The sequence below is a fragment of the Allobosea sp. 05L423 genome, from assembly GCF_056397745.1.
In genome coordinates this window covers 691,108-713,332 of sequence record NZ_JBFTOA010000001.1, presented here as the reverse complement: position 1 = coordinate 713,332, position 22,225 = coordinate 691,108, and the positions used below count along the sequence as shown (strand labels likewise).

The window sequence follows — 22,225 nt, the reverse complement described above, 5'->3', positions numbered from 1 at the left end:
CAAACGTGCTGCAATCACCCTTGAGGCTCCTGAATCCCATCCGGAAAGGACCGCCCATGATCCGCATCTCGCTGGCTGCCCTGCTGTTTGCCGTTTCCGTCCCGGCCCTCGCTCAGGATCAGGCTGCGGTGCGCGCCGCCTGTCAGGCGGATTTCGCGAAGAACTGTCCCGCCATCAGGCCCGGCGGCGGCCGTCTGCTCGCCTGCATGCACCAGAAGGAGGCTTCTTTCTCGGATGGCTGCAAGGATGCGCTCAAGGCCGCCCAGGCCCAGCGTCCAGGGAAATCCTAGGGCCCGGCGCAGCGAGCCCTGCCGATTCAGGCACGCGGGTTCCACGCCAGCGGCCGTATCGCCACGGACGAAACCAGTTCGCACCCGCCGGCAGTTGCTCGCAGACGATATCGATGCCGCTCGTTCCCCATGGGTTGCAGCGACAGATCCGCGCAAGGCCCACCCAGCCGCCGCGCCACAAGCCGAAGCGCTGGATCGCCTCGTCGGTATAGACGGAGCAGCTTGGCCAATGCCGACAATGGCGTCCGACCAGCATGGAGAGACTGAGCTGATAGCCGCGAATTGCGAAATGTGCAGAACGGCGCGGCAAAAGCGCAAGGCTTCGCAAGCGCGAAAATCTTTGCTTAACAAAGAGACGCTGGAATAGATCGTCTGCTTCGTCTTGTTCAGTCGCCACCAGAACCCGCTTTCCATTCCCGCCTTCAATTGCCTAGTACCGGAAACATGATGCGCGCCGCTCGCTTTCGCCATGCCCTCCTTCGCCCAGTCCACCTGCGCAATACTCTTGCGGGTTTCGGACTGGCGTTGAGCCTCGGCCTCGCCGCGCCGGCCTCGGCCCAGCAGCGGCCTTACCTGCTCTGGCTCGACGGCGCGAAGATCGACGTCGCGCATATCATCGGCCTGCCCCCGGCGCAGAACAGCCCGGAAGCCAAGGCCGAGTTCGAGCAGGTGCAGCAGCTCACGCAGGGCCGCACACCGGAGCGCGAGAAGCAGGCGATCGCCGACCAGCGCCAGGGGCTGGTCAACTTCCTGAATGGCATGGAAACGAACTATGTCGACAGCACCCATCGCGAGGTGCGGCTGTTGTTCCGCGAAGCGCAGGTCGAGCTTGGCATCCTGCTGAAGAGCGTCCACCGCCTGACGAGTCGCACGCGCCCCTTCCAGCTCTGGTCCAAGGTCCGCGTCAAGCCCTGCCCCGGTGCGCGCCCGGAGGGTACGTCCTTCCCCTCCGCCCATGCGGCGACGGCTGCGCTTTATTCGGAACTGCTCAAGACGGCGGTCCCCTCAATGGCGGACAAGCTCGAAGAGCGCGTGAAGAGCTATGACGAAAGCCGCCTGATCTGCGGCTTCCACTTTCCCAGCGATCTCGCCGCCGGCGACAAGGTCGGGCGTGCCGTCGCCAAGGCCCTGCTGGCGGAACGCGCCTTCAAGGCCCGGTTCGACGAGACGATTCCGGAGATCAAGGTCGCCTTCGGCGTGAAGTGATCAGGCAGCGGCCTCGCGCCGCCGCGCCTCGATCTGGTCGATCGCATCAACCACCGCATCGAAGGTCAGCATCGTCGAGGCGTGGCGCGCCTTGAAGTCGCGCACCGGCACGAGCACGGCAAGATCGGCCCATTTGCCCTCCGGCGGCTCGGCATTCTCCTTCAGGATGGCGCGGGCCTGCTCGCGCACCCGGCGCAGTTCCTCCGCCGTCGAGCCGACGACATGCCGTGCCATGATCGAGGAGGAAGCCTGTCCGAGCGCGCAGGCCTTCACCTCATGGCCGAAGCCGGTGACGACGTCGCCCTCCATGGTGACATCGACTGTCACGGTGGAGCCGCATAGCTTCGAATGAGCCCGCGCCGTGGCGTCCGGAGACGGCAGCCGCTGCAGCAGGGGGATGTTGGCCGCAAGCGAGAGGATGCGCTTGTTGTAGACGTCGTCCAGCATGGCTTGGTCTCTCGCCGATCTGGAATGACCGGCCTGGGAACCCAATATAGGGTTGATCGCCGCGAAACGGGAGGGCATGGAAACCTCTTCCGCCTGAGGGCGTGAAACTTGTCGCAACGGCCTCGCGGTCGCGGTCGCTTGGCCGCCGGGCGCGTGGCCCCCACCGTCCCAACGGGAGGCACCACATGATCCCTGTGGTTAAGTCCTTGTCCGTCGAGGGGGCCATCGGCCCCTCCGCTGACAAGTTTCTGGTCCGCAAGCCGACGCGGGAAGAGGCCGAGGCCGCCGTCCGCACGCTCATACTCTGGGCCGGCGACGATCCGTCGCGCGAAGGTCTCCTCGAGACCCCCCAGCGCGTCGCCAAGGCCTACAAGGAACTCTATAGCGGCTATGCCGAGGACCCCCATGACATCCTCGACCGCGTCTTCGAGGAGGTCGACGGCTACCAGGACATGGTCTTGGTGCGCGACATTCCGTTCTATTCGCATTGCGAACACCACATGGTTCCCTTCGTCGGCAAGGCGCATATCGGCTACTACCCGTCGAAGGGCGTGGTCGGCCTCTCGAAGCTTGCCCGCATCGTCGACGTCTATGCCCGGCGCCTGCAGACGCAGGAGACGATGACCGCACAGATCGCCGATGTGATCGAGGAGGCGCTGGAGCCGCGCGGCATCGCAATCCTCGTCGAGGCCGAGCATATGTGCATGTCGATGCGCGGCGTGCAGAAGCAGGGCTCCTCGACCATGACGACGCAGTATCGGGGCGTCTTCCGCGATGATCCGGCCGAGCAGGTCCGCTTCTTCACGATGGTGAAGTCGCCGGGACTGTGATCCCGACGGTTGGCGTCACCCGGCCAGTTCCCTACAAGGCGCGTCGGATGACGCGCCTTTTCCACGATGGAGCCGCCAATGAGCCTCTTCCCCGCTGCGGCCGACAAACGCGCCCTCGAGGAGGGCATGGTGCTCAGCCCCCGCTTCGATGCGAATGGCCTCGTGACGGTCGTCGCCACCGAAGCCGACAGCGGCGCGGTGCTGATGGTCGCGCATATGAATGCCGAGGCGCTGAAGCGCTCGATCGAAACTGGCGAGGCCTGGTACTGGTCGCGCTCGCGCCAGGAGCTCTGGCACAAGGGTGCGACCTCGGGCCAGATACAGACCATCGTCGAGATGCGGGTCGACTGCGATCAGGACGCGATCTGGCTCAAGGTCAGGGTCGGCGGCGATGGCGGCTGCTGCCACACCGGCCGCTGCTCCTGCTTCTATCGGGTCCAGCCGCTGCGCGAGGATGCGCAGAAGCCACTCGTCCTATGCACCTGAAGCCTGCGCGCATCGGCAATGCCGCGGCGGCGCCTTCACGGTTTCGTCAAATGCAGGCGATAATGCCGCCTGTCATGCCGTTCACTATTCACTCATCGGCTTCTGAGACCCTAAATCCCTACGGAGGAATGGGTCCATGTTCTGGGACGATGCCGCGCGGCGGGCCTTTGGTCTCGGCGGAGGTGGTGCCGCAATGAACGAGATGCGTTCGATCGAAGAGCAGTCCTTGGCGGGCAGGCCGAAGATTGGCCTGGCGCTCGGCGGCGGCGCGGCCCGCGGTTGGGCTCATATTGGGGCGCTCGAAGTCCTGATCGAAGCGGGCTTCGCCCCCGACGTGATCGCCGGCACCTCGATCGGCGCCGTGGTGGGTGGCTGCTTCGCCGCCGGCAAGCTGCCCGAACTCGCCGAATTCGCCACCAGCCTGACCAAGCGCCGCATCGTCGGCCTGATGGATTTCCATATCGGCGGCGCCGGCCTCATTTCCGGCGGACGGCTCAAGCGCCTGCTCGACCAGCATGTCGACGGCATCCGTATCGAGGAATTGTCGAATCGCTTCGTCGCCATCGCGACCGAGCTGGGGTCCGGTCACGAAATCTGGCTGACGCACGGCCCGCTGGTTGAGGCACTGCGCGCCTCCTATGCCCTGCCCGGCGTATTCGACCCGGTGAAGCTCGGCGGTCGCTGGCTGATGGACGGCGCGCTGGTCAACCCGGTCCCGGTCACAGCGGCCCGCGCACTCGGTGCCGACATCGTGATCTGCGTCAATTTGAACAACGATCTCTCCGGCCGCGGTACGATCATCCAGAACCACGGCTCTGATCCTGACCCGCTCGTCCCCGAGCTGGAGATCCGCCCCGAGCCACGCTGGTATGACGGTATCAGCGGCGCGGCCAAGCGCGTCCGCAACATCGTCGGCCGCCCCTCCGAGAACCGTCCGGGCCTCGCCGGCGTCATGATCGACGCCTTCAATATCACGCAGGATCGGATCTCGCGTTCGCGACTCGCCGGCGATCCCCCGGACGTGATGATCGGCCCGAAGCTCGGCCGAATCGGCCTGTTCGATTTCCATCGCGCCGACGAAACCATGGAGTTCGGGCGGCAGGCGGCGCAGCGCGCGCTCGACGATATCGCCGCCCTCGTCGCCGCCAGCCATATCGCGCCGGAAAGCTGAGCCGGACGCGCTGGATCACCGTGCGTCCCACCGGACGCGACAACGGCGATCCATGTATTCGTTATCGTATCGGATTTTTCCGAAAAGCGCGGCTCCACTTCCGGTCCGATGCAATACCCGTCAGGCCATCGCGATATAGTCGCGCATCGCCTGGCTTTCGGCCTCGATCGCCGCGACGCGATGCTTGACGACGTCGCCGATCGAGACAATGCCGGTGACGCGCCCGTTCTCGACCACCGGGATATGGCGGAAGCGGCCCATCGTCATGATTTCCATCAACTCATCGACGCTGGTCTGCGGCCGGCAGGTCACGACCTTGGACGTCATCGACCGCGACACCGCGCTCTCCAATGCCGTGGCACCATGCTCTCCCAGCGCACGGACGATGTCGCGCTCGGACAGGATGCCGACCAGCGCTCCGTCGGCCCCCATGACGACCACGGCACCGATGCGCTTCTCGCTCAGCGTGCGGATCGCCTCGGCCAGCGTCCGGTGCGGCAGCACCGAGATGACTTCGCGTCCCTTGTCGCCCAGCAGCTTCTCGACATTCATGGAAGTCCCTCCTCGCAGGCGCGCCAATTGCCGGCGCGCGGTTCCGCTGGAACCCCGCGAGCCACCGGCAACCTCGCGATGCCGGATCGGCTCGAAGAGTGCTTCGCAATGATTGAGAGTGTGGGGGAAGAGACCGGCGCAGGCAAGGCTCGCCAGCCGTTCGCCGAACGCTATCTCCCTCCGGATCGAACCCCGCCGCTCAGCGCCTGAGCGTGCCTCGATCGAACAGCGGAAACAGCAGCAGCCCGACGACGAAACCGCCGATATGGGCCTCCCAGGCGATGCTCGTCTCCTCGCCGAGGATCGGCACCAGCCCCGCCCCGAACAGGATGTTCGTCGCGAACCAGATGGCGATGAACAGGAGCGCGCGCGAATTGCGCCAGAGCTGGCCGAGCGGTTCGGCCGGGATCGCCCGCACCACCTCATCGTTGCCCAATTCACCGAAGCGCAGGCCTGGAGCGAAGACGAAACGAATCGCCGCCGCGGTGGCTCCGGAAACGCCGGCCGACGCGCCGACCAGCGGCAGGACGTCGAGTTCGCGCGACCACCAGTGCAGCAGCGCACCACCGATCGTCGAAAGTGCCATCAGATTGAGGAAGCGGCTCGTCCCGAGCCGCCGCGCCACCGGACTGCCGAACGCCGCCAGCCAGACCGCATTCGACACCAGATGCAGCCAGGAGCCATGCAGGAACCCGTAGGTCAGCAGGGTCCAGAGCCTGACGCCGCCGTCGGCGAGGAGCAGCCGCACGAGCTGCAGCCTCTCGACCACATCCTGCCCCGCCGTGGATTGCGCCATCGCGCCGACCACGTCCTCCAGCCGCCCGGGCGAAAGCCACAGCGTCAGCCGCGCCGGCACGAAGGCCAGCCACGACATCAGGACGTAATCGTCATAGTCGGACAGCAAGGAACGGCCCGCCTGGATGAGCGCCAGAGCGGCGAGCAGCCAGACGACGGCCGGAGGCAGGTTGAGCGCCGGCTCACGTGCCGGCCGGGGAGGATCTTGAAAAGCCATGCGGCGTCACACTTGCCGAAGCGTCCATGCCACGCAAGCACCGCCTGCACATGATGCAACGAAAAAGGGGAGTGGCTCGCGCCCTCCCCTTCTCCGCAGGCTGTGACGCCGCCCGGTAGGACCGGCCGGCAAGGTCACGCCCCCTTCCACCTCGCATTGCGGGCAGGCTCCGCGCCCGCGAATTCCGAAGCATTTTATACGCATTCTAGCGATCTTCCACAAAGGTAAGATTTGGTTAACCCTAATGCCCCCGCCTGCCTCCCCCGACTCAGACGACGGTGGCAAGACGGCATGGCGAATGCGTCTTCGGTAATCAGGGGAAGCGATTCGTCCCTCTTTCGAACGGTTCTGCGCCAATCTCGGTCGCCGCACCGTCCCGGGGGGCGCAGCCGGCAGCATGGGCGCAGGATGAAAAACACAAGCACACGTCTGGTTTTCGAATATTGGGACGCGCTGCGTGGCGAGCGGGCCGCGCCGGAGCGTGGCGAGATCGAACCCGGTGCGTTGCGCCCTGCGCTGGCCGACACCTTCGTGCTGGAGAACGAGCCCATCGGCCCCGTCTTCCGTCTGGCGGGAACGCGCCTGTGCGCGCTGATCGGGCACGAGCTGAGGGGGCGGGCCTTCACGGCGCTCTGGCCGGATGTCGAATCGCAAGGCGACATGCGCCGCCTCGTCCAGACCGTGATGGACGAGAGCGCCGGCGCCGTCGCCGGTCTCTCCGGGGAATCCAGGACCGGCGCGCCGATCTACCTGGAGTTGCTGCTGCTGCCGCTGCGCTATCGCGGCCGTACCCATGCACGCATTCTCGGCGCACTTTCGCCGGCGGTCTCGCCCGACTGGCTCGGCCTCGATACCATCGAGTCGATGCGCATGATCTCGCTGCGGATGCTTTGGCCCGCCGCCGCCTCGCGTCCGCCCGCGGCAGCACGCCGAGCGGAGCCGCCGCGTCTCGTCGTCCTGCCGGGCGGACGCGCCTGATCGGAACGATCCGTTAACCAGACCGCGCCTACGATCCGCCCGAATCTAGGTCGGTCATAGATGCTGAGCGCGCTCCAAACGCCCCGAACGGCTGCCATTCCTGCTGAGCGCAGGCGGCATCACCGTATGAAGGTGGTGCTGCTGGGCCGCTACATGCTGCCCAACCGCATGGAATATCCCTGTCAGACGATCGACATCTCGCCCGGTGGCGTGCACATGGCCGCTCCGGCCAAGGCCAAGCCGGGCGACCGCGTAATCACCTATCTCGAACATCTCGGCCGGATCGAAGGCACCTGCGTCCGTACGACGTTGGAAGGCTTCGCGATGACCATCACCGCGACAAGCCGCAAGCGCGAGAAGTTCACGGCCCAGCTCACCTGGCTCGCCAACCGCGAGGAGCTCGGCCTGCCGGAAGATCGCCGACACGAGCGTGTCGTGCCGCGCAATCCGCGCTCCATTCTCACGATGGAGGACGGCTTGGAATACGTCGTCCGCATCGTCGACATTTCGCTCTCGGGCGCCGCCTTTTCGAGCGATCTCGATCTGCCGATCAACACTGCGGTGCGGATCGGTTCGACGCCGGCGCGGATCGTGCGCCGCTTCGACGGCGGCTACGCGGCGGAATTCCGCTTCCCGCTCTCCGCCGATCTGCTCGACGAAAACCTCGAGCTCTGAAAGCCGGCCCGGCCGGCCGCTTCGCGCAAACCGCCTGAGCGGCCGAATTTGCGCGGCCACGTCGTGCGGCGATCTCGGCATCCTCTTGTGAAACTGGAACTCCGTGGCGGCGTCGCAGCCGGAGCGCAGGCAGCTGGCGCGCTGGCTCCACACCCCCCGCTTAAGGGATGCGTAAGTTAATGATCCTCTACCGAACAACAAAGAATTAATGGTTAACATCCCGTTGTGCGATTGATACGAATCGTTACTTCCCCATTCCAGCAAGATTGATACTGATCTATTCTTCGCTGACCGCTCGGTCGAATACATAAATTTGTACGTTTCCATTTCAGCCGGAATCCATTTGCCTGCACGCATCGTCAGCCCCGGGACAGAAAGGGGACGACATGCTCTCAATTCATCGCAATCTGATTGGTACCGCACTCGCCGCTCTGGTCACGCTCGGTGGAGCAACCGTGGCGAATGCTCAAGGCTCGGTCGGCATCCCGGTCGCGAGCCTTCCGGCCGAAGCCTCTGGCGATGCCCGCGCGCCCTATGCGTGGACGGACTTCTGCAAGCGCACACCGTCCGAATGCCGCACCGACACCCGCGAGCCGGAGCGCGTCGAGCTGAACGCCAAGCTGTGGAAGACGATCGTCACCATCAACAACAGCGTCAATCGGGAGATCGAGGCCGTCACCGACGACGAGCACTGGGGTGTCGTCGATCGCTGGGACATTCCGACCGACGGCAAGGGCGATTGCGAGGACTACGCGCTGCTGAAGCGCAAGCGCCTCGCCGAAGCCGGGCTGCCGCGCCGCGCCATGCTGATGACCGTCGTGATCGACGAGGAGAACGCCGGCCATGCCGTGCTGATGATCCGCACCGACCGCGGCGACTTCGTGCTCGACAACAAGCGCAACGCAATCCTGCCCTGGAGCCAGACTGGCTACGTCTACGTCAAGCGCGAGTCGCAGTACCGCACGGGCTGGACCTCGCTCGGCGGCGCGCAGACCCCGACGGTCGCCTCGGTGCAGCGCTGATGAAGATTTCCGCGGCCACCAAGCGGCTGCGGCGATAGGACGGCGAGGCTCGGTCACGTCCCCACCCACCCGTCCCCAAGGATCGGGTTTCGCCAGGGCCGGCTTTCCTCCCCGGAAGGCCGGCCCGCTTCTTTTTTTCAGTCCAGCCTTTCGAGACCGGCCGCGAATTGCCGCCAGCGCCGGACATAGGCCTGGGCTGAAGCGGTGATCCCTGCCGCGGCCGTTTCGTCCAGCGTCCGCACCGCCCGCGCCGGCGCGCCGACGATCAGCGAATTGTCGGGAAACTCCTTGCCCTCGGTCACCAGCGCATTGGCGCCGACGAGGCTGTTGCGGCCGATCTTCGCGCCGTTCAACACGGTCGCGCCCATGCCGACCAGGCTGTTCTCCCCGATCGTGCAGCCATGGAGAATCGCGCGATGGCCGATCGTGCAATTGGCTCCCACGGTCAGCGGAAAGCCCATATCGGTGTGCAGAACGCAGCCTTCCTGGATGTTGCTGCCCTCGCCGATGGTGATCCACTCATTGTCGCCGCGCAGGACGGCGCCGAACCAGATACCGACATCGGCAGCGAGCCTTACGTGTCCGATCACATGCGCATCGGGCGCCAGCCACCAGGCCCCCTCGCCCGGCACGTCGGGTCTTGTTCCATCGAGCGCGTAGAGCGGCATGAGCGATATCCTGATGCTTCGGCCGCCTGAGGATTGCAGACGACAGCCCCTCGCCGTCAAGCGCCGAGCATGTGCAGCAGATCGAGCACCACCCGGCCGGAAGCCATGCCCCAGACCCCGGCCGTCATGCCGGCGATCATCACGAACATGAAGGGCCGCCCTTCGATCTGCCGGCTGCGCGCGGTATCGCGCAGGATCAGGAAGGGCGCGCTGAAGACCACGACCGGCACGCTCGCGACAGCAGCAAGACCGCCCATTTCCAACAGCTTGAAGTCGGCCCGATGCGAGGTGAACAGCTCAAACGCGCTGGCCAGCAGCCCTGCGAAGGCAAAGCCGATGAGAAGCGATTGGAGCGCCTCGGTCGCGGCAGGCTGAATGGTCACGAGCGCGGTCCCTCCCCGGAACGACGCGCGAGAGCCTGCCGCATGGTTTACGAACTGTGAAGGCAAGTCTTTACCGATAGTTAACGATAAGCACCCGGTTATGGTTTACGCGCCGTTAAGCCGGTGGTGTTTCAGTGATGCGGAGCCGGTCCGAAGGATCGGGCGAGAGTATCCGGAATGACTGCGTCTCTGTCCCATCACCGGCCCGGCCAGCAGGCCGCCCATCTCACCTCGATGGTGCGCACACGCTTGCAGCGGCCACGCGCGCCCCTGCCGCGTGCTGATGGCGCCCTGCTCAGGGTCGCGCTGCTGATCATGCTAGCAGGCGCGCTGGCAACCGGGCTCGGGCTCTATCTGACCCATCGCCGCCCCGAGGAGCCCGCCGCGCTGCAGCCGGCCCGTGTCGGCAATGTCGCTCTGCTGATCCCCAAGGATCTGACCGGGCTCGACGAGGACGATGACACCAGCCGCCTCGTCGGCATGGCTCGGTTGCGGCTCGGCTGGCCGAACCTCGGCCCGGCTCAGCCGCAGAACAGGAAGCGCCTGCTGATCACGCTGAGCCCGCCCGACAAGGTCAATGAGCCGGCGCGCCAGCTTGCGACCTATGCCCGCTTCCTGACGCCGACTGTCTGGTCGAATCCCGGCGGGCTGGTCGTGCGCGGCTTCCGCAAGGGCTCGCCCTTCGAGGGCGACGAATTCTATGTCTCGGTTCCGGACGGGAAAGGCTTCGCTGCGCGCTGCCCGATCGAGACCGCCGCCCATCTCGACGAGCCCTGCCGCATCACCTTCCAGCATCGCGGCATGGATGTGAACATCCGCTTCCCGCGCAGCATCATCGCCGACTGGGCGCTGATGCTCGGCGGCGTGCGGCAGACGCTCGACGGGCTGATCAGATAGCCCGCCGCGCTGCGGCCTCAGTCTTCGAGATCGACGTCGAGGATCGCCATGGTGAAGTTGAAGGAGCGGTCGCCATCCTCATCGTCCACATGGATGATGCCGATGAACTCCTCGCCCAGATAGACCTCGGCCGAGTCGGTCTTCTTCATCCGGGCGCGCACGCTGATCGCGTGGTTGTTGAAGGTGCGGCGCAGATAGGCTTCGAGCTTGGCGAGTTCTTTCTTGTCCACGATCAGGGTCCTTTCGATTGGCCGGGAGCGATGCCACGGCAGGCCGTGAAGGGCAAGCGAAAGCAGCCGCCCCGCACATGGCCGCCCTACATCTCCACGGCTTGCCGGCAGCCCGCGGAATCATGCGATGCTGGCCACCTGCCGCAACCGTGCCGGATGCCGACCTATGAAGCCATGGCTTGCCCCCGCCCTCGCCTATGTCGCGAGCTGGCTTGAATTCCAGCGCCGCTACCATGACCAGCCCGGCTGTGCCGTCGCGATTGCTAGCGGCACGGAGATCGTGCTCGAAGCCGCCTTCGGCAGCGCGAACCTCGCGACTGGCGAGGCATTGACGCCGCGCCACGGCTTCCGCATCGCCTCCCATTCCAAGAGCTTCACCTCGGCCGGCATCCTGCGCCTGGTCGAGGAAGGCCGGCTGCGGCTCGACGACAAGGTCGGCCGCTTCATCGACGGGCTGCATCCCGAGATCGCCGACGTCACCATCGAGCAGGTGCTCTCCAACAGTGCGGGCCTGACCCGCGACGGGCCGGACAACGGCCAGTTCCTCGACCGCAAACCCTATTGCAGCAAGGCGGAACTGCTCGCCGATCTCGCCGTGGCTCCGGTCTATTCCGGCTCGCAGCGCTTCAAATACTCCAATCACGGCTTCGCCCTGCTCGGCCTCGTCATCGAGGCGGTGACGGGCCTGAGCTACGATGAGTGGATCACCGACGAGGTCGTCTCCAAGGCCGGGCTGCTCGAAACCAAGGCCGATATCGAGCTCCGGGGCCACCGCCCCATGGCGAAGGGCCATAGCGGCACGCAGCCGCTCGGCCGGCGCGTCGTCATCCCCGCCGACAATCCCGGCCACGCCATGACCTCCGCCGCCGGCTTCGTCGCCACGGCCGCCGATGTCGCGCGCTATTTCGCGCAGCTCTCGCCGAAGGCTGAGACCAGCATCCTCTCGGCCCTCAGCCGCCGTGAGATGACGCGGCGCCTCTGGCCGGACGACGAGTCGAGCCTGGGGCGCCATTACGGCCTCGGGACCATCTCCGGCGGCGAAGGCGGCTGGCGCTGGTTCGGCCATTCCGGCGGCTTCCAGGGCTTCATCACCCGCACCTGCGTCTTCCCCGAGCAGGACCTTACCGTCGCGGTGCTGACCAACGCCATCGACGGCCTCGCCCACCCCTGGCTCGACGGCGTCGCCCATATCCTCAAGACCTTCGCCGAGCGCGGCGCGCCGCCGGCGGAAGCGCGGGATTGGGCCGGCCGCTGGTGGACCATCTGGGGCGCGAATGATCTCGTCCCGGTCGGGAAGCAGGTGCTCGTCACCGCCCCGGCCCTGCTCATGCCCTTCCTCGACGCCCCCGAGATTACGCTGGAGGCGCCCGATCGCGGCCGCATCACGCGCGCCTCCGGCTTCAGCAGCCCCGGCGAGACGGCGGAACTCCAGCGCGACGAGACCGGCGCCGTGCGTTCCGTTCGCCTCGGCGGCGGCCGTCTCGTCGGCGAAGAGGAAATGCGCGCCGAGATGCTGGCGCGCTATGAGCCCCCTAAGGGAGCCTGACGGCATCCGCACATTCGGGTCTCGAGCCCGGGTCCCTGCCCCCTTCATGCTCGCCCTGTGGGAGCAATCGGTCGTCGTGCGTCACTGTCGCTCTCGCGCATCGCCATTTCCGATGCGCCAGAGCCTCAATTTTGCGTATGCCATGCCCGCATCCCATGACCGCTCTCAGCTCATCTCGGGCATTGCCGGCGTCCGCTCTTGGGCAGAAGCGCCGTGCGCAAGGCGCGCCCTGCCCCTGGCTGTCGAAATCTTGCCGTGGCGGCCTGCATGAGCAATTGAAAGGCTCATGTCGCCCAACAACGACGCGGGCGCTCGCAAAACTTCGCCAGGTAGCCATGGCCTCTGCTGAACCGACACCCATCTCCGTCGCGAAATTCGACGCCGACCGCGCCGGCGAGTATCTCATCCAGAGCCGCATTGCGCTGGCAGGTTACGAAGCTTGTCATGAGCTTTCGGCCTGCATGCTGGCGGCGACGCTAGGTCCGGGCAACGCAGCCCGAGTGCTCGCCGTTGGAGCTGGTGGCGGCGGACAGGAGATTGTCAGCGCCGCATCTCTCGAACCGGGCTGGAGATTTGTCGCCGTCGACCCATCCGCACAGATGATGGATGTTACGGCGGGGCGGTTGCAGGAGCTCGGATTCCTTGATCGGACGGAGATCGCGATCGGCTATGTCGAAGAGCTTCCCGCCGTGCGCGATTTCGACGCCGCGACGCTGATCGGCGTGCTGCATCATCTCCCGGGAAGAAAGGCCAAGGGCGACATTCTCGACTCCATTGCGTCACGGCTGAAACCCGGCGCTCCACTCATTCTTGCCGGCAATCGCTTTGCCTACGCCGCCGAACCTCTGCTGCTGGCGGCCTGGGCAGAGCGCTGGCGCATGCACGGAGCAAAGCCCGCCGAAGTCGAAGCGAAGCGCGCCAAGATTTTGCAGGGCGCCGATCCGCCCGCATCGGAGAACGAGGTCGCTGCTTTGCTGGAGGCTGCCGGATTTGGGCCGCCAACATGGTACTTTTCCAGCCTGTTTTGGGGCGCCTGCCTGGCTACGTACCGCGGCTAATTGCGAGCCGGCAGGCAGATGGTGTCCGCTTGCTGGCAGATCGCCAGTGTCGGCTCTCCGCCCGCTTCGGACATTGCCGCTGGACCGCGCACGGCCCTCGACCTGAACCCGCACATGCCGAGGTCGATAGCCACACAAGACCTGGATGCTCGGCGCACGGCCGAGCCCGGTGGTGCGGCACGCTGACGGCACAGCCTGGCGCGAGCAGCGCTTTCCGGCGATGGCGCAATCATCCGCGCCACCCGCCACGCATTCGCCGCCTTTGCGCCGCATTTTAATTGCGAGGGCCGGCCGATGCGTGTGATCGCTTCAATCGCCGTGGCGGCTTTGCTTGCCTTGGGAGCGACGCGCGCATTCTCCCATCAGGCGCCAAGCCGCTGGGACTACCCGTTCTACTGCTGCTCCGGCGCCGACTGCGCGCCGCTGGAGGCAGAGGCCGTGCGGGAAGTCCATGGCGGCTTCGTCGTGACAGTGCTGCCGGGCGAACACCCGATGTGGCCGAAGGAGCGCCGCGTGCCCCTGAAGCTCGAAATCCCCTACGACAAGGCCACGCCGTCGCCTGACGGGCATTGGCATCTCTGCATCAACGATGCCGGCGAATTGCTCTGCTTTTTTGCGCCAGTTGGCGACTCCTGACGACTGCGCGGCAAGGGCATTTCCGCGCTTTCTCGAAACGCGGAAATGGGCCGCCTTCAGCCGAAGGCCGGGTGGTAACGCACCTCGCCACGCGGCGCCGCCGCCTTGAAGGCCAGCCATTGCAGAGCGGCCGGCGGGGCATCGCCGAACCGCAACTCGCCATCGCTGGCAAAACCGAAGCGATGGTAGAAGGCCGGATCGCCCATCACCACGACGCCGGTCGCCCCGCTCGCGCGCAACTGGGCGAGGCCTTCCTCGATCAGCGCTCCGCCGATCCCGCGGCGCTGCCGCAGGGGCGAGACCGAAACCGGGCCGAGCCCGTACCAGGCGCCCATCACTTCCGCGATCTCGATTGGTGAGAACGCGACATGGCCGATGACGCCGCCGCCCTCGACGGCGACGAGCGACAGACTCAGCGCCCCCGCCTCCCGCAGGCCGGAGACGATCGCCGCCTCCGCGCCGCTGCTGTGTTGCGCCTTGGCAAAGGCCGCCGTGGTGATCTCCGCGATTTCAGCCTCGTCGCCCGGCCGCTCGAGCCTGATGTCGATGCTCATGAGCTCCTGCCTCCGGAACCCATCCTAGCGCATGAAATGCAGTTCCCGGAATCGTCCGCGGAAGGCCGTCACGTCCCTCGCCACGGCCGCGGCGGAGCGTGCGCCGTTGAGGCCTTCGGCGATATAGCCCGCCAGCTCCGGCATATCGGCTGCGGTCATGCCGAAGCGCACGATCTCGGGCGTGCCCAGCCTGAGGCCGTTGACGTCACCAGCGACTGCCGGCAGCGGCAGGCCGATGCCGCAGGACAGGATGTTGACCGCGCGCAGCTTCTTCGCCGCGGCCTGCCCGCCGCCATAGGGCGCGGCCTCGATCGCGAACTGATGCGAGGTTGTCATGCCGCGGTCGCGGGCGAAGACCGGCACCTGCCGCTCGGACAGCGCTTCGGCCAACGCCTTCGCGGTCTTGGCCATCTCCTGAGCATAGGCGCGGCCATGCGCTTTCCAGTCGAGCAAGGAAACCGCGAGCGAGGCCGATTTCGCCGCGTCGAAATTGGCGGTGAGGCCTGGATAGGCGATGGCGTCGAGTTTTTTCGCGATCTCGGCATCGTTGGTGAGGATCAGCCCGGAAGGCGGCCCGCCCAGGCTCTTATAGGTGCTCATCGTCATCAGGTGAGCGCCCTCCTCCAGCGGTTGCTGCCAACCATGGCCGGCGATCATGCCGGACATATGCGCCGCATCGAACAGGACGAGCGCGCCGACCTCGTCGGCAATGGCGCGGATCTCGCGGATCGGATGCGGAAACAGGTTGAGGCTGCCGCCGATCGAGATCAGCTTCGGCCGGAGCCGCAGTGCATCCGCCCTGAGCTTTTCGACATCGACCGTGTAGTTCACCGGGTCGATCGGCGCCGGATGGGTGACGATGCCGTAGAGCCCGGCAGCGCCGGCGCCGTGATGGGTGACGTGGCCGCCGATCTCGCCCGGCGGCGCGATGATGCAGTCGCCCGCCTTGGCCGCGACCATGAAGGCGTAGAGATTGGCGATGGCGCCCGAAGGCACCCGGATCTCGGCATATTCAGCGCCGAAGACCTCGGCCGCCAGCTCGGCGGCGATGATCTCGATCTGCTCGATCGCCTCCAGCCCCATTTCGTATTTGTCGCCGGGATAGCCAAGCGAGGGCCGCGCCCCGATCCCCGCCGAGAGCAGCGCTTCAGCTTTCGGGTTCATGACGTTGGTCGCGGGGTTGAGGTTGACGCAGTCGCGCTCATGGATGGCGCGATTCTCCGCCGCGAGTGTGTCGATCCGCGCCGCGATCGCCTCGAGCGGCTGGCTCGCCGTCTCGCCGGCGACCTTGAGCACATAGTCCTCGCTCGCCTGCGGCACCCAATTGCGCCTGCCCAGTGCCGTCATGCCACCTTCCCTCCGCTGTCGCCTGCCTTCTGGCATATCAGCGGTTTGCCGCGTCGCGCGCAAACGAGTATTCCTCGCTCGCAGGCTGAGAAAATCTCAGCCTCGAACCGGATGCTCGCCGTGCCCGTCAAACCGCCCCGCCCGCGCCTGCCCTCGCTCAACGCGCTGCGCGCCTTCGAGGCGGCGGCGCGGCTGGAGAGCTTCACCAGGGCGGCGGACGAACTCGGCGTCACGGCCGGCGCCGTGACTCAGCAGATCCGGCAGCTCGAAGCGACGCTCGGCTTCCCGGTCTTCCGCCGGCTGGCGCAGGGCGTCACCCTGACCGATGCGGCGCGCGAGGCCCTGCCGAGGCTGACGCGCGGCTTCGACATGCTCGGTCAGGCCGTTCAGGCACTGCGGGAGGCGGAGCCGCATCGTCCGCTGGCTATCACAGCCCTGCCCTGTCTCGCCCAGCTCTGGCTCTCGCCGCGCCTGCCGGCGCTGCAGCAGGCCTTCCCGGACCTGCAGATCTCGCTCACCGCCATGGAGGAGCCGCCCGATCCGCGCCGGGAGCCATACGATCTCGCGCTGTTCTACCGGGTATCGGCCGAGGCGGGAGCCCAGCAGCTCGGCGACGACGCCATCCTGCCGGTCTGTGCCCCGACTCTCGCCAGCCAGATCTCGTCCGCCGCCGACCTCGCACGGCAGACGCTGCTGCACGATGCCGTCTGGCGCAACGACTGGGCGCGCTGGCTTGCCTTTGCGCTTCCGGAAGCCCGGATCGACTCCGGGCGCGGCCCGGCCTTCTCGCTTTACAGTCTGGCGCTGGATGCCTGCCTGTCAGGCTCGGGCGTGCTGATGGGCCGGATGAGCCTCGTTGCACCCCATCTCGCGAACCGGCGGCTCGTCGCGCCCTTCGCACAGGCCATGGCGACGCCGGACCGGCCAACGCTGACGCCGGCTATCGGCCCCGGCGCGCATGCCCGCCGGGGCGAAATCATGGAATGGCTGGCGCGCTCGGCACGGGAAGATTCTCCAAGTGCCCTCGCGGTCTTGTGAGCCCCGATCCTGAGGAGCAGCGCGACCGGCGTCTCGAAGGATGCTCCAGCTGGTTCCGGAGCCTCCTGAAACATCCTTCGAAACGCCATTCCCAACGGAATGGCTACTCAGGATGAGGGCTACCGAAAATAGGGGCCTGGCTCAGATATAGGCGCCGCAATTGCCTTCGAGGATCTGGTCCATCGAGCGCGATGGCTCGGCGCACCCGGCCTCGCCGACGACCTTGGCCGGCACGCCCGCCACGGTCTTGTTGCGCGGCACCGCTGTCAGCACCACCGAGCCCGCCGCGACGCGGCTGCACTGGCCGACCTCGATATTGCCGAGGATCTTGGCGCCCGCGCCGATCAGCACGCCCTTGCGGATTTTCGGATGGCGATCGCCGCCCTGCTTGCCGGTGCCGCCAAGCGTGACGCCATGCAGCAGCGAGACATCGTCCTCGATCACCGCCGTCTCGCCGACGACGAGGCCAGTGGCATGGTCGAGGAACACGCCCTTGCCGATCTTTGCGGCCGGGTTGATGTCGGTCTGGAAAACCTCCGAGGAGCGCGCCTGCAGATAGAGCGCGAAATCGCGCCGATCCCGCGTCCAGAGCCAATGCGCCAGGCGGTGGCACTGCAACGCGTGGAAGCCCTTGAAGAACAGCACCGGTTCGAGCACGCGGTAGCAGGCCGGGTCGCGGTCGAGCACCGCCATCACGTCGGCACGCATGCCGGCGCCGATCGTCTCGTCATCGGCCATCGCCTCGGCGAAGCCCTGCTCGATCAGATCGGCCGTCACTGCCGGATGGCCGAGCCGGGCCGCGACGCGATGGGCGACCGCGCATTCGAACGAGGGTTGGTTGAGAATCGAGGCGACGATGAGAGTGCCCAGCGCCGGCTCGGCCGCAACGGCCGCCTCGGCCTCGCCACGCAGGCGAGACCAGACGGGGTCGAGCCGGTTGAGGCCGGTCGTGAGATCGCGTGCTTCCACGGCAGAGCGCCCTGACGGCATGATCATTCTCCGGAAAGGGTCGTCAACAGGAGGACAGCCTAGCCACAAGCTGGCGTCCGCACCAAAGGCTCAAGCCGACCAAAGTTGAATCAAAAAGCGAGGCAGCGGATTCAGTTTTTCAGGGAATGTCGACAACACATTGGCGTCGCCCGCTTTTCCAGATTGCCTCTATTCATCCGCGACGTTCTCACAAACGCGCGAGAAAGTCGAGGACGGCCTGCTTATGGCTCTTGTCGCCGACCGCGAGGTTGTGGTCCCGCCCTTCGATCGCGAAGGATTCCGCGTCGGGAATGAGCTTCGCCAGCTCCGGGCCGGAGCCTGAAACATCGTCCTTCGTGCCGACGCTGATCAGGGTCGGCATCGCGATCTGCCCGACCTGCTCGGCCGTGAGAGTCTGGCGCGAGCCGCGGATGCAGGCGGCGAGCGCCCCGAGGTCGCTCTTGGTCTGCTCGGCGAAGGCGCGGAACATGCGCTGCATCGAGTCGGTCAGCACGTCGAGCGACGGCGCCTCCATGGCGTCGGCGATGCCGAGCGGCAGCCCGACGCCCTCGACGAGATGGATGCCGAGCCCGCCGAGCAGCAGCGCATCGAGCCGGCGCGGATGCGCCAGCGCCAGATGCGCCGAGATGCGCGCGCCCATCGAATAGCCCATCACGGCCGCGCGCGGGATGTCGAGATGATCCATCAGGCGGCGCACGTCCTCGGCCATGATCTCCGAGGAATAGGCAGCGGGCTCATAGAGCTTCTCGCTCTGGCCATGGCCGCGGTCGTCGAGCGCGACGACGCGGTAGCCGGCATGGGTCAGCGTCTTCGTCCACTGGGTGTTGACCCAGTTGGTCATGTGGGAGGAGGCGAAGCCGTGGACCAGCACCACGGTCCGGTGCTGCGGCGTGTCGCCAGTCGGGGCCAGATCGATGAAAGCGATCTTCACGCCGTCGGAGGAAAAGCTCTGCATGCGGATCTCGGAACGAGGCGGGATGACGAAACCGGTTGTTGCCCTTCCCTGCCATGCAGGTCGGGCTTTGGGTAGCCGCTGCGGCGCGGCTTGCTTATGAACTATCGCCATGAGCCAGACCGCCAACAGCGCGCCACCCCCCTCCGCGACGACGCAATCGCCCCGCTTCGCTTTCGTCGACGTCGCGCGCGGCATCGCGTTGCTGGCGATGTTCGTCTACCACTTCGCCTATGATCTCTCTTTCTTCGGGCTGATCGAGACCGACGTCGTCGCCGAGCCAGGCTGGCGGATCTTCGCGCGCTGCATCGCCGGCTCCTTCCTGATCGTCGTCGGCTTCAGCCTCGTCCTGGCCACGCGCAAGGGCCTAAACCGCCCCGCCTATCTGAAGCGCCTCGCGATGGTCGCCGGTGCCGCCGCCCTGGTTTCGCTGGGCACCTGGTTCGCGATCCCCGGCAACTTCATCTTCTTCGGCATCCTCCACCACATCGCGCTGGCGAGCGTGCTGGCCCTGCCCTTCCTGCGGCTGCCGGTCGCCGTCGTGACGCTATCGGTGGTGCTCGCTTTCGCGCTGCCGCGCTTCGTCGCCCACCCGCTGCTCGACGCCCCCTGGCTGTCCTGGCTCGGCTTCTCGCATGCGCCGCTTCAGACGGCCGATTTCGTACCGGTCTTCCCCTGGTTCGGCTGCGTGCTCACCGGCATCGTGCTGGCGCGCCTGCTGCTGCCCCCCCTCGAAGGCACGCGGCTCGCAGCCTGGCGCCCTCGCATGCTCCCGACGCGAATCGTCGCCTCTGGCGGGCGCCACAGCCTGCTCGTCTATCTCGTCCACCAGCCGGTCTTCATCGCCGCCCTGACGCTGGTGACCTTCGTTGCCCCGCCGCCTCCGCCGGCCGAGCGTGCCTTCCGGGCCGAATGCCAGCGCAGCTGCGGGCCCGACGTGCCGGAGCAGCTCTGCCGCGCCGTCTGCGGCTGCACCATCGACAAGCTCAAGCGCGAGCAGCTCTGGCAGAAGGCGCTCGACGACCTGCTCTCACCGGACGAAGGCGCCCGCGTGAGCGCGCTCGCTCAGGCCTGCCTCCGCGAGCGTTGATGCAAATCCCGGACTGGCGTCGCGCCGGCTGACGGGATAGGTTGCGCCCGAATTCCAGCTTCTGAAGAGCGACGACCATGGCCGCGACCGGCATTCCGCATTTCCACAACGACCCCGGCGTCGCCGTCGTCCATGTCGGCGCGCACGAGTTCATGTGCATCGGCGCCAAGCCGCCCTTCGACCACCCGCATGTCTTCCTCGACATGGGCTCGGACAGCGAGATCATCTGCCCCTACTGCTCGACGCTGTTCAAATACGAGCCGTCGCTGAAGGGCGCCGAATGCACCCCGCCGGAATGCGCCTGGCACGACACCGCCAAGGCGGCCTGAAGCCGGCTCCGCCGAAGCGCGGGTTCTGAGGGGCACCCGCGCCCTCCCGGCGCCATCGATCAAGGGCATCCTTCGTGTCTGCTCCTCATTTCGTCATCGCCGGCGCCGGCATCGGCGGGCTGACCATGGCGCTGTCACTGGCCCGCCGCGGCATCGCCGCCACCGTCGTCGAGAAGCGCACCGGCTTCGGCGAGACGGGCGCCGGTCTCCAGATCACCTCCAATTCCGGCCGCGTGCTCGATGCTCTCGACCTGACGCTGCCGCTGAAGCGCGTCAGCGTCTCCTCGCACGGGCTGATGATCCGGCGCTGGCGCGACGGCTCGCAGGTGTTGGAGATGCCCTCCAGCCCGGAGCACATGCCGACCCCGTTCCGCATGCTCAGGCGCAACGACCTTCACACCGTCCTGCTCGACGCCGCGCGCGCCATGCCGAACATCCGCCTGATGGTCGGCCGCGGCGTACAGGAGGTGAGTCAGGACGCGAACGGCGTCGCGGTCAGGCTCGGCGGGCAGAACGGCAGCAGCGAGACGATTTCCGCGCTCGGGCTGATCGGCGCCGACGGGCTGTGGTCACGCGTGCGGGACCTCTCCGGCGATGCCTCGCCGCCAGTCTTCACAGGCTACGAAGCCTGGCGCGCCGTCGTGCCGGCCCGCGCCGTCGATAAGCCGCGCGTGACGCTCCATCTCGGCCCCGGCCGGCATGCCGTGCATTACCCCGTCGCCGGCGGCAGGGAGATCAACGTCGTCGTCGTCCGCCAGGCCAAGGAAGCCCGTGAGGGCTGGTCGCGCGACGGCGACGCCAGCGTCGTCACCGAGCATCTCTCCGGCGCTTCCCCGGCGCTGCGAGAGCTTACGGGTGCGGCGCAGGGCTGGCAGGTCTGGTCGCTGTTCGACCGCAAGCCCGCCGCCATGGCCGGAGGGCGCATCGCGCTGATGGGCGACGCCGCCCACCCCATCCTGCCCTTCCTCGCCCAGGGCGCCTCGCTCGCGATCGAGGATGCCGCGGTGCTGGCGCGCCTGCTGGCCGAGGCCCTCGGCCGCGACGGCGCCGCAGGCGTCCCCGCCGCCTTCGCCGCCTATGCGGGAGCCAGGGCCCGGCGCGTCGCCCGGGTGCAGGACGAAAGCCGCGGCAACGGCCGCAACTACCATCTCGGCTGGCCGCTCAGCATCGCCCGCGATTTCGCCCTGAAAAGGCTCGGCCCCGAGGGGCTGCGCAACCGCTATGGCTGGCTTTACGACTGGCGCGACATATAGCATCGGACCGAAAAGCGGAATCCCCTTTTCGGAAAAATCCGATGCGAAACAGATAGATAGGTCACCCTTAGCGCGTCCGGCCGGACGTGCGGCGCTCCAGCTGATCTCGTCATCGCCGCATTCCATCCCTATCTGTAGGTCCGGAGAGGGATGAAAGAGAGATGATCCGCGTCAACCTTTACGAGCAACTCAATGGCCGGGCCCGCGCGATGCCGCGCTGGGCAGCATGGCTCGCCATGGCGGCGAGCTTCGTCGTCGGCATCACCCTGTTTCTGGTCGCGGCGAGCCTCGCCCTGATCTTGATCCCGATCGTCGCCATAGCCGGCGTGATCGCGGTCTGGCGCCTCAAGGCCAAGTTGAAGGCGGCCGGTTTCGACCGTGCCGATCCCTTCGCCGGCGGACCGCAGCGAACCGAACGGATCGAGGTGATCGATGCGGAATACCGCATCATCGAGCCGGACGAGCCGCGCCGCTAGAGCATTGGCCGAAAAATGGAATCCACTTTTCGGAAGAACGCGATGCTTTGACAAGGGGACAGATCGCCACTTCGCGTCCGAAGGGACGCAAGGCGATCTGGAACCCGTT

Annotated in this window: 28 protein-coding genes; 17 read left to right on the top strand and 11 right to left on the bottom strand. The window is 66.7% G+C overall.

Going from position 1 to position 22,225, the window contains the following annotated elements; genetic code table 11:
- Positions 1-56: 56 nt before the first annotated feature.
- Positions 57-290: a hypothetical protein gene (locus tag AC1DNE_RS03655; RefSeq protein WP_476765903.1), complete on the top strand. Its 234-nt coding sequence runs from the start codon at positions 57-59 to the stop codon at positions 288-290.
- Here AC1DNE_RS03655 and yidD read toward each other — a convergent pair.
- Complete coding sequence (yidD, locus tag AC1DNE_RS03650; RefSeq protein ID WP_476765932.1) at positions 253-600, bottom strand: membrane protein insertion efficiency factor YidD; 348 nt, start codon at positions 598-600, stop codon at positions 253-255. The two genes, AC1DNE_RS03655 and yidD, sit on opposite strands and share 38 nt — an antisense overlap.
- A 137-nt stretch (positions 601-737) precedes the next feature.
- Here yidD and AC1DNE_RS03645 point away from each other — a divergent pair, with 137 nt between their 5' ends.
- Positions 738-1,496 (top strand): phosphatase PAP2 family protein, encoded by a 759-nt coding sequence (locus AC1DNE_RS03645; RefSeq protein WP_476840910.1) that lies wholly within the window; start codon positions 738-740, stop codon positions 1,494-1,496.
- Here AC1DNE_RS03645 and AC1DNE_RS03640 read toward each other — a convergent pair whose 3' ends face one another.
- Positions 1,497-1,943: an iron-sulfur cluster assembly scaffold protein gene (locus AC1DNE_RS03640; protein ID WP_476779277.1), complete on the bottom strand. Its 447-nt coding sequence runs from the start codon at positions 1,941-1,943 to the stop codon at positions 1,497-1,499.
- A 185-nt stretch (positions 1,944-2,128) separates the two neighbouring features.
- On the opposite strand from AC1DNE_RS03640, the gene folE reads away from it, so the two are divergent.
- From folE to AC1DNE_RS03625, 3 genes are all read left to right on the top strand, one after another.
- Positions 2,129-2,773, top strand: a complete 645-nt coding sequence (gene folE / locus AC1DNE_RS03635; protein WP_441471719.1) for a GTP cyclohydrolase I FolE — start codon at positions 2,129-2,131, stop codon at positions 2,771-2,773.
- A 78-nt stretch (positions 2,774-2,851) separates the two neighbouring features.
- A complete protein-coding gene (hisI, locus tag AC1DNE_RS03630) occupies positions 2,852-3,259 on the top strand; it encodes a phosphoribosyl-AMP cyclohydrolase (protein WP_476765900.1) in 408 nt (135 codons plus the stop codon).
- Between the two features lie 136 nt (positions 3,260-3,395).
- Positions 3,396-4,430 (top strand): patatin-like phospholipase family protein, encoded by a 1,035-nt coding sequence (locus AC1DNE_RS03625; RefSeq protein WP_441471717.1) that lies wholly within the window; start codon positions 3,396-3,398, stop codon positions 4,428-4,430.
- A gap of 120 nt (positions 4,431-4,550) precedes the next feature.
- On the opposite strand, the gene AC1DNE_RS03620 is transcribed toward AC1DNE_RS03625, so the two are convergent.
- Positions 4,551-4,982 (bottom strand): CBS domain-containing protein, encoded by a 432-nt coding sequence (locus AC1DNE_RS03620; RefSeq protein ID WP_441471716.1) that lies wholly within the window; start codon positions 4,980-4,982, stop codon positions 4,551-4,553.
- A gap of 199 nt (positions 4,983-5,181) precedes the next feature.
- Entirely contained in the window at positions 5,182-5,994 is an 813-nt protein-coding gene (locus AC1DNE_RS03615) for a rhomboid family intramembrane serine protease (RefSeq protein WP_441471715.1), read from the bottom strand.
- 408 nt (positions 5,995-6,402) lie between these two features.
- Here AC1DNE_RS03615 and AC1DNE_RS03610 point away from each other — a divergent pair, with 408 nt between their 5' ends.
- From AC1DNE_RS03610 to AC1DNE_RS03600, 3 genes are all read left to right on the top strand, one after another.
- A complete protein-coding gene (locus AC1DNE_RS03610; RefSeq protein WP_441471714.1) occupies positions 6,403-6,972 on the top strand; it encodes a PAS domain-containing protein in 570 nt (189 codons plus the stop codon).
- Positions 6,973-7,032: 60 nt separating this feature from the next.
- The gene (locus tag AC1DNE_RS03605; RefSeq protein WP_441471713.1) at positions 7,033-7,647 is read left to right on the top strand and encodes a PilZ domain-containing protein; all 615 of its coding nucleotides are present in this window, start codon (positions 7,033-7,035) and stop codon (positions 7,645-7,647) included.
- Positions 7,648-8,033: 386 nt separating this feature from the next.
- A complete protein-coding gene (locus AC1DNE_RS03600; RefSeq protein ID WP_441471712.1) occupies positions 8,034-8,669 on the top strand; it encodes a transglutaminase-like cysteine peptidase in 636 nt (211 codons plus the stop codon).
- A 137-nt stretch (positions 8,670-8,806) separates the two neighbouring features.
- On the opposite strand, the gene AC1DNE_RS03595 is transcribed toward AC1DNE_RS03600, so the two are convergent.
- Together AC1DNE_RS03595 and AC1DNE_RS03590 are read right to left on the bottom strand one after the other, a co-directional pair.
- Positions 8,807-9,337, bottom strand: a complete 531-nt coding sequence (locus tag AC1DNE_RS03595; RefSeq protein ID WP_441471711.1) for a gamma carbonic anhydrase family protein — start codon at positions 9,335-9,337, stop codon at positions 8,807-8,809.
- 56 nt (positions 9,338-9,393) lie between these two features.
- Positions 9,394-9,720, bottom strand: coding sequence for a DUF6949 family protein (locus AC1DNE_RS03590; protein WP_441471710.1), 327 nt, complete (start codon positions 9,718-9,720; stop codon positions 9,394-9,396).
- Positions 9,721-9,897: 177 nt separating this feature from the next.
- On the opposite strand from AC1DNE_RS03590, the gene AC1DNE_RS03585 reads away from it, so the two are divergent.
- Entirely contained in the window at positions 9,898-10,617 is a 720-nt protein-coding gene (locus AC1DNE_RS03585) for a hypothetical protein (protein WP_441471709.1), read from the top strand.
- Between the two features lie 17 nt (positions 10,618-10,634).
- Here the strand turns inward: AC1DNE_RS03585 and AC1DNE_RS03580 are convergent, their stop codons facing one another.
- Complete coding sequence (locus AC1DNE_RS03580) at positions 10,635-10,847, bottom strand: DUF3126 family protein (protein WP_149128549.1); 213 nt, start codon at positions 10,845-10,847, stop codon at positions 10,635-10,637.
- A 166-nt stretch (positions 10,848-11,013) separates the two neighbouring features.
- On the opposite strand from AC1DNE_RS03580, the gene AC1DNE_RS03575 reads away from it, so the two are divergent.
- The 3 genes from AC1DNE_RS03575 to AC1DNE_RS03565 all read left to right on the top strand — a co-directional run bounded on the left by AC1DNE_RS03575 (position 11,014) and on the right by AC1DNE_RS03565 (position 14,087).
- Entirely contained in the window at positions 11,014-12,393 is a 1,380-nt protein-coding gene (locus AC1DNE_RS03575) for a serine hydrolase domain-containing protein (protein ID WP_441471708.1), read from the top strand.
- 335 nt (positions 12,394-12,728) lie between these two features.
- Positions 12,729-13,451, top strand: coding sequence for a class I SAM-dependent methyltransferase (locus tag AC1DNE_RS03570; protein WP_441471808.1), 723 nt, complete (start codon positions 12,729-12,731; stop codon positions 13,449-13,451).
- 294 nt (positions 13,452-13,745) lie between these two features.
- Positions 13,746-14,087: a hypothetical protein gene (locus AC1DNE_RS03565; protein WP_441471707.1), complete on the top strand. Its 342-nt coding sequence runs from the start codon at positions 13,746-13,748 to the stop codon at positions 14,085-14,087.
- Between the two features lie 56 nt (positions 14,088-14,143).
- Here the strand turns inward: AC1DNE_RS03565 and AC1DNE_RS03560 are convergent, their stop codons facing one another.
- Together AC1DNE_RS03560 and AC1DNE_RS03555 are read right to left on the bottom strand one after the other, a co-directional pair.
- Positions 14,144-14,641 carry a GNAT family N-acetyltransferase gene (locus AC1DNE_RS03560; protein WP_476765899.1) on the bottom strand — a complete coding sequence of 166 codons (498 nt, stop codon included), beginning with the start codon at positions 14,639-14,641 and terminating at the stop codon, positions 14,144-14,146.
- A 24-nt stretch (positions 14,642-14,665) separates the two neighbouring features.
- Positions 14,666-15,988 (bottom strand): serine hydroxymethyltransferase, encoded by a 1,323-nt coding sequence (locus AC1DNE_RS03555; protein ID WP_441471706.1) that lies wholly within the window; start codon positions 15,986-15,988, stop codon positions 14,666-14,668.
- A gap of 120 nt (positions 15,989-16,108) precedes the next feature.
- Here AC1DNE_RS03555 and AC1DNE_RS03550 point away from each other — a divergent pair, with 120 nt between their 5' ends.
- Positions 16,109-17,026, top strand: coding sequence for a LysR family transcriptional regulator (locus AC1DNE_RS03550; protein ID WP_441471705.1), 918 nt, complete (start codon positions 16,109-16,111; stop codon positions 17,024-17,026).
- Between the two features lie 141 nt (positions 17,027-17,167).
- Here AC1DNE_RS03550 and cysE read toward each other — a convergent pair whose 3' ends face one another.
- Both cysE and AC1DNE_RS03540 read right to left on the bottom strand, forming a co-directional pair.
- Positions 17,168-18,016 (bottom strand): serine O-acetyltransferase, encoded by an 849-nt coding sequence (cysE, locus tag AC1DNE_RS03545; RefSeq protein ID WP_441471704.1) that lies wholly within the window; start codon positions 18,014-18,016, stop codon positions 17,168-17,170.
- Positions 18,017-18,203: 187 nt separating this feature from the next.
- Complete coding sequence (locus AC1DNE_RS03540; RefSeq protein ID WP_441471703.1) at positions 18,204-18,971, bottom strand: alpha/beta fold hydrolase; 768 nt, start codon at positions 18,969-18,971, stop codon at positions 18,204-18,206.
- Positions 18,972-19,080: 109 nt separating this feature from the next.
- On the opposite strand from AC1DNE_RS03540, the gene AC1DNE_RS03535 reads away from it, so the two are divergent.
- The 4 genes from AC1DNE_RS03535 (at position 19,081) to AC1DNE_RS03520 (ending at position 22,116) form a co-directional block, all read left to right on the top strand.
- Positions 19,081-20,058, top strand: a complete 978-nt coding sequence (locus AC1DNE_RS03535) for a heparan-alpha-glucosaminide N-acetyltransferase (protein ID WP_441471702.1) — start codon at positions 19,081-19,083, stop codon at positions 20,056-20,058.
- 77 nt (positions 20,059-20,135) lie between these two features.
- Positions 20,136-20,387 carry a zinc-finger domain-containing protein gene (locus AC1DNE_RS03530; protein WP_441471701.1) on the top strand — a complete coding sequence of 84 codons (252 nt, stop codon included), beginning with the start codon at positions 20,136-20,138 and terminating at the stop codon, positions 20,385-20,387.
- A gap of 74 nt (positions 20,388-20,461) precedes the next feature.
- Entirely contained in the window at positions 20,462-21,640 is a 1,179-nt protein-coding gene (locus AC1DNE_RS03525) for an FAD-dependent monooxygenase (protein ID WP_441471700.1), read from the top strand.
- Positions 21,641-21,801: 161 nt separating this feature from the next.
- The gene (locus AC1DNE_RS03520; protein WP_441471699.1) at positions 21,802-22,116 is read left to right on the top strand and encodes a hypothetical protein; all 315 of its coding nucleotides are present in this window, start codon (positions 21,802-21,804) and stop codon (positions 22,114-22,116) included.
- Positions 22,117-22,225: the final 109 nt, after the last annotated feature.

Coding starts and splice junctions, on each gene's coding strand:
- AC1DNE_RS03655 (WP_476765903.1), top strand. CDS start 57: ATGATCCGCATCTCGCTGGCTGCCCTGCTGTTTGCCGTTTCCGTCCCG.
- AC1DNE_RS03645 (WP_476840910.1), top strand. CDS start 738: ATGCGCGCCGCTCGCTTTCGCCATGCCCTCCTTCGCCCAGTCCACCTG.
- AC1DNE_RS03640 (WP_476779277.1), bottom strand. CDS start 1,943: ATGCTGGACGACGTCTACAACAAGCGCATCCTCTCGCTTGCGGCCAAC.
- folE (WP_441471719.1), top strand. CDS start 2,129: ATGATCCCTGTGGTTAAGTCCTTGTCCGTCGAGGGGGCCATCGGCCCC.
- hisI (WP_476765900.1), top strand. CDS start 2,852: ATGAGCCTCTTCCCCGCTGCGGCCGACAAACGCGCCCTCGAGGAGGGC.
- AC1DNE_RS03625 (WP_441471717.1), top strand. CDS start 3,396: ATGTTCTGGGACGATGCCGCGCGGCGGGCCTTTGGTCTCGGCGGAGGT.
- AC1DNE_RS03620 (WP_441471716.1), bottom strand. CDS start 4,982: ATGAATGTCGAGAAGCTGCTGGGCGACAAGGGACGCGAAGTCATCTCG.
- AC1DNE_RS03615 (WP_441471715.1), bottom strand. CDS start 5,994: ATGGCTTTTCAAGATCCTCCCCGGCCGGCACGTGAGCCGGCGCTCAAC.
- AC1DNE_RS03610 (WP_441471714.1), top strand. CDS start 6,403: ATGAAAAACACAAGCACACGTCTGGTTTTCGAATATTGGGACGCGCTG.
- AC1DNE_RS03605 (WP_441471713.1), top strand. CDS start 7,033: ATGCTGAGCGCGCTCCAAACGCCCCGAACGGCTGCCATTCCTGCTGAG.
- AC1DNE_RS03600 (WP_441471712.1), top strand. CDS start 8,034: ATGCTCTCAATTCATCGCAATCTGATTGGTACCGCACTCGCCGCTCTG.
- AC1DNE_RS03595 (WP_441471711.1), bottom strand. CDS start 9,337: ATGCCGCTCTACGCGCTCGATGGAACAAGACCCGACGTGCCGGGCGAG.
- AC1DNE_RS03585 (WP_441471709.1), top strand. CDS start 9,898: ATGACTGCGTCTCTGTCCCATCACCGGCCCGGCCAGCAGGCCGCCCAT.
- AC1DNE_RS03575 (WP_441471708.1), top strand. CDS start 11,014: ATGAAGCCATGGCTTGCCCCCGCCCTCGCCTATGTCGCGAGCTGGCTT.
- AC1DNE_RS03570 (WP_441471808.1), top strand. CDS start 12,729: ATGGCCTCTGCTGAACCGACACCCATCTCCGTCGCGAAATTCGACGCC.
- AC1DNE_RS03565 (WP_441471707.1), top strand. CDS start 13,746: ATGCGTGTGATCGCTTCAATCGCCGTGGCGGCTTTGCTTGCCTTGGGA.
- AC1DNE_RS03560 (WP_476765899.1), bottom strand. CDS start 14,641: ATGAGCATCGACATCAGGCTCGAGCGGCCGGGCGACGAGGCTGAAATC.
- AC1DNE_RS03555 (WP_441471706.1), bottom strand. CDS start 15,988: ATGACGGCACTGGGCAGGCGCAATTGGGTGCCGCAGGCGAGCGAGGAC.
- cysE (WP_441471704.1), bottom strand. CDS start 18,016: ATGCCGTCAGGGCGCTCTGCCGTGGAAGCACGCGATCTCACGACCGGC.
- AC1DNE_RS03540 (WP_441471703.1), bottom strand. CDS start 18,971: ATGCAGAGCTTTTCCTCCGACGGCGTGAAGATCGCTTTCATCGATCTG.
- AC1DNE_RS03535 (WP_441471702.1), top strand. CDS start 19,081: ATGAGCCAGACCGCCAACAGCGCGCCACCCCCCTCCGCGACGACGCAA.
- AC1DNE_RS03530 (WP_441471701.1), top strand. CDS start 20,136: ATGGCCGCGACCGGCATTCCGCATTTCCACAACGACCCCGGCGTCGCC.
- AC1DNE_RS03520 (WP_441471699.1), top strand. CDS start 21,802: ATGATCCGCGTCAACCTTTACGAGCAACTCAATGGCCGGGCCCGCGCG.